Here is a 2,713-nt window from a genome sequence, read left to right as displayed (position 1 = left end):
GCCTGCCTCATGCTCGGCCAGAATGCCGATGATCTGCTCGTCGCTGTATCTCGTTCGCTTCATCGTCCGTCCCTTCGTTGGGTCGGACTCTAATCGCAGGTGGAGGAAAAATCCCGTGGCAGGTCACAGCCAGCGCGAACGAGCCCATCGCTATATTGCGCCAAAGATTTGCTGAATCGTGTTCTTCCGTAGCACCTCTTTGATAGCCACCCGCAACGCCATCTGTTCCGACCAGGCCGTGGATTTCCAAAATAGCCGCATGTTTATCTCTCACGTCGGCTAGCCGGGCACCTACTTCGTCGCGGAACCGTTCCAGTTCCTTCACAAGCGCCTTGTCGTAGTGCGTCTTGATCGCTTTGACTTCTTGCTCAGCGATATCCCGCCACTTCCGAAGCGAATTGGCGAACTCGTTCGCACGTTCAATTTGTGCGCCGGAATACTCCTCCGCACGGTTTGTCTGATCGTCTGTGAAGGCAGTCTGCCAAGCACTCATTGCCGTTTCGAAATTTGTTCGTAGACTCTTGAGTGTGTCACCCAATTCGCGAGACCGTTGCTCAAGTTCGGACAGCTTGCCTTCGTGCTGACCCAAACGAGCAGCGAACTGCTCATCTCGTGACGCAACCGCTTTACAGAACTCGTCAAGCGCAGCTTCAACCGCCCTGATTGCATCTCGCGCTTTGGACTGGCGCGAAACCGACGCGAGTTGTGCAACAGAGGGCATCTGTGACGACAGGTGGTTGTTGGCCACTTGAAGAGGGTTAGTGGAACGATTGGCTGAGTAGGAACTCAACTGATGCCAAAAGTGTTGGTGACGCAGTTGCTGACTAAGTTGCGTCAGGGCCTGCTCAGGATAAAGTTCTGGGTCCAGCCCACCAACTATTTTTGATATCGCCTCGATGCCCTTTGACAAGCGCCGGCGCTCAGCCAAATGCTCTGCATCCACTATGTCGCTGTCAGGCCCCAACCACTCCCGGACCTGTTTTAGCGTTTTATGAATCTCATGCTGCTCAAAAGAATTGGACCAACGCGACATCGCATATCCTGCGCCCAGCTAAAATCAAGACGCGAAATATAGAGATCATGGGTATCGCCTGCCAAGCAGAATCTACATGTCCGATCCGAACCTCCGCTAGCGCCCGCCCAAGCGTTCGCGACCAGCGGCGGCCCAGAACTCTGGCGTCGTCATGTCGCTCGGGTCACGGCCGCTCGCGAGGTCGGTAATCTGCAACGCGATGGCGCCCATGATGGTGGCGCCAGCAGCCATGTTGGCGGCGTAGCTGCCGGGCTCGGCCGGGTCGGCAGGGACATCATGCGGCGGTACTGGTTCACCGTGAAGGTCATGGTGAAACTCGTGAACATCAGGCCAGACTTGGCGAGTTCATAGCCGATCGAACCGGGCGGCATTCCGCCCTCGACAAAGGCGCGCGCCCAGGTCGAATTGGTCGGCACGGCAAACTCGGTCTGTTCCTCTACAATCGATTGCAGCCTCAGGAACAAGTCATCGGCCTCGGCACGGGGCATGTCCGTGGCTTCGCGCCAATAGATGGGACTCGCGAAGGTGGCGCCATTGGAGGCGGTGAAGAGCGTGGCGGGATCGGTGAAGGCTGCCCATTCACTTTCTGTGATGCCCTTGTCCCGCAGAAGCCCGCGCAGGGGCTCGTCAACGTCCGCAAGCTTCCGGCCTGCCTGCGAGGCAAAGTGCCCGCTCATCTCCATCTGGAAAGCAATGCGGGAGTAGTCCGTCCACCCGGATAGCCCCTGGATGCGCAGGACGCCGGATGAGAGCCGTTCAGCCAGTTCGGCGGGGGGCACTTCGGACTGGAACCGAGCAAGCGCCAGTCCGGGGTCTGCGAGCGTGTCCGCGACCCATCCCGCCCGCAGCGCTTCCTCGCGGCTCATGTCATCGGCCATCAGTCGGACATGGCGGGAAAGGGCGTTGCCGGGGTTCATACCGATCGATGCAGCGGCCATCCGCATGGAGTTGGTATCGCTGATTGCCGAAATGACGGCGCGGCCGAGAAAGGCCGCGGTGAGGACATGCCGCGTGGTCGACATGAACGAAGCCGCCGCCTCCTGAAACGGCCCGACCGGGACCAGAGAGCCGTTAAGTATGGTCATGATCCGCTTGGCGTGCGCCGCGTCGCCGCTTCGCAGATCGCCTCGGCATCAGCCATGTCGTTCTTCTGGCGCTTGACGAAAGGCTTCACGTAAGCGGGAGGGATGAGCCTGATCTCATGGCCCAGTTTGCCGATCTCTCGGCCCCAGAAATGCGCCCCCCCCACAGGCTTCCATAGCGACAACGCAACGCGGAAGATGGCCGAAGAACGCCAGCACCTGGTCCCTCCTCAGCTTCTTGCGCAGCACCGCGCGGCCCGAGGCATCAGCCCCGTGAACCTGAAACACATTCTTCGCCAGATCGAGTCCCACCTCGATCATCTCCGAGAGGGCCGCTCTCCTTTGTGGATCATCGCAGACCCACCTTGGCACACCGATGCCGTCGGGGGCAGTCACACCATCAAAGCCGCGCTGGGGTGACAAGGGCGTCTTCGCCCGGATGATGGAGGGGCTGGCCTCCGAGGGGACCATGCAAAAGACGGTCATGATCGACGTCGAGCCAGTGGTTCGCCATTGGTCCGAGAACCACTGGCGAGGGTATCTGAAGGCGCATCGCACGGCGACCAGCCTGCGGGCGAAAAAGGAGCGGCCAACGACC

The 2,713-nt window shown here is 59.9% G+C and carries 2 protein-coding genes and 2 pseudogenes; 1 reads left to right on the top strand and 3 read right to left on the bottom strand.

Annotated elements, in window-relative coordinates; translation table 11 throughout:
- Window positions 1-7: 7 nt before the first annotated feature.
- The 3 genes and pseudogenes from OE647_RS19955 to OE647_RS19945 all read right to left on the bottom strand — a co-directional run.
- On the bottom strand, window positions 8-1,033 hold the full coding sequence (locus tag OE647_RS19955) for a hypothetical protein (protein WP_263723520.1): 1,026 nt from the start codon (window positions 1,031-1,033) through the stop codon (window positions 8-10).
- A gap of 149 nt (window positions 1,034-1,182) precedes the next feature.
- Entirely contained in the window at window positions 1,183-2,118 is a 936-nt protein-coding gene (locus tag OE647_RS19950; protein WP_263723519.1) for a hypothetical protein, read from the bottom strand.
- A gap of 11 nt (window positions 2,119-2,129) precedes the next feature.
- A pseudogene (locus OE647_RS19945) lies at window positions 2,130-2,436 on the bottom strand (IS110 family transposase); the annotation flags it as partial.
- Between the two features lie 88 nt (window positions 2,437-2,524).
- Here OE647_RS19945 and OE647_RS19940 point away from each other — a divergent pair.
- A pseudogene (locus OE647_RS19940) lies at window positions 2,525-2,713 on the top strand (hypothetical protein); the annotation flags it as partial.

The sequence above is a fragment of the Albidovulum sediminicola genome (assembly GCF_025751575.1).
GTDB lineage: Bacteria > Pseudomonadota > Alphaproteobacteria > Rhodobacterales > Rhodobacteraceae > Albidovulum > Albidovulum sediminicola.
Note: the sequence above shows the minus strand (reverse complement) of the source record. Positions and strands in the feature narration are given on the sequence as shown.

What these genes read in the sequence shown, in the direction of transcription:
- OE647_RS19955 (WP_263723520.1), bottom strand. Translation starts at nt 1,033, where the DNA reads ATGTCGCGTTGGTCCAATTCTTTTGAGCAGCATGAGATTCATAAAACG.
- OE647_RS19950 (WP_263723519.1), bottom strand. Translation starts at nt 2,118, where the DNA reads ATGACCATACTTAACGGCTCTCTGGTCCCGGTCGGGCCGTTTCAGGAG.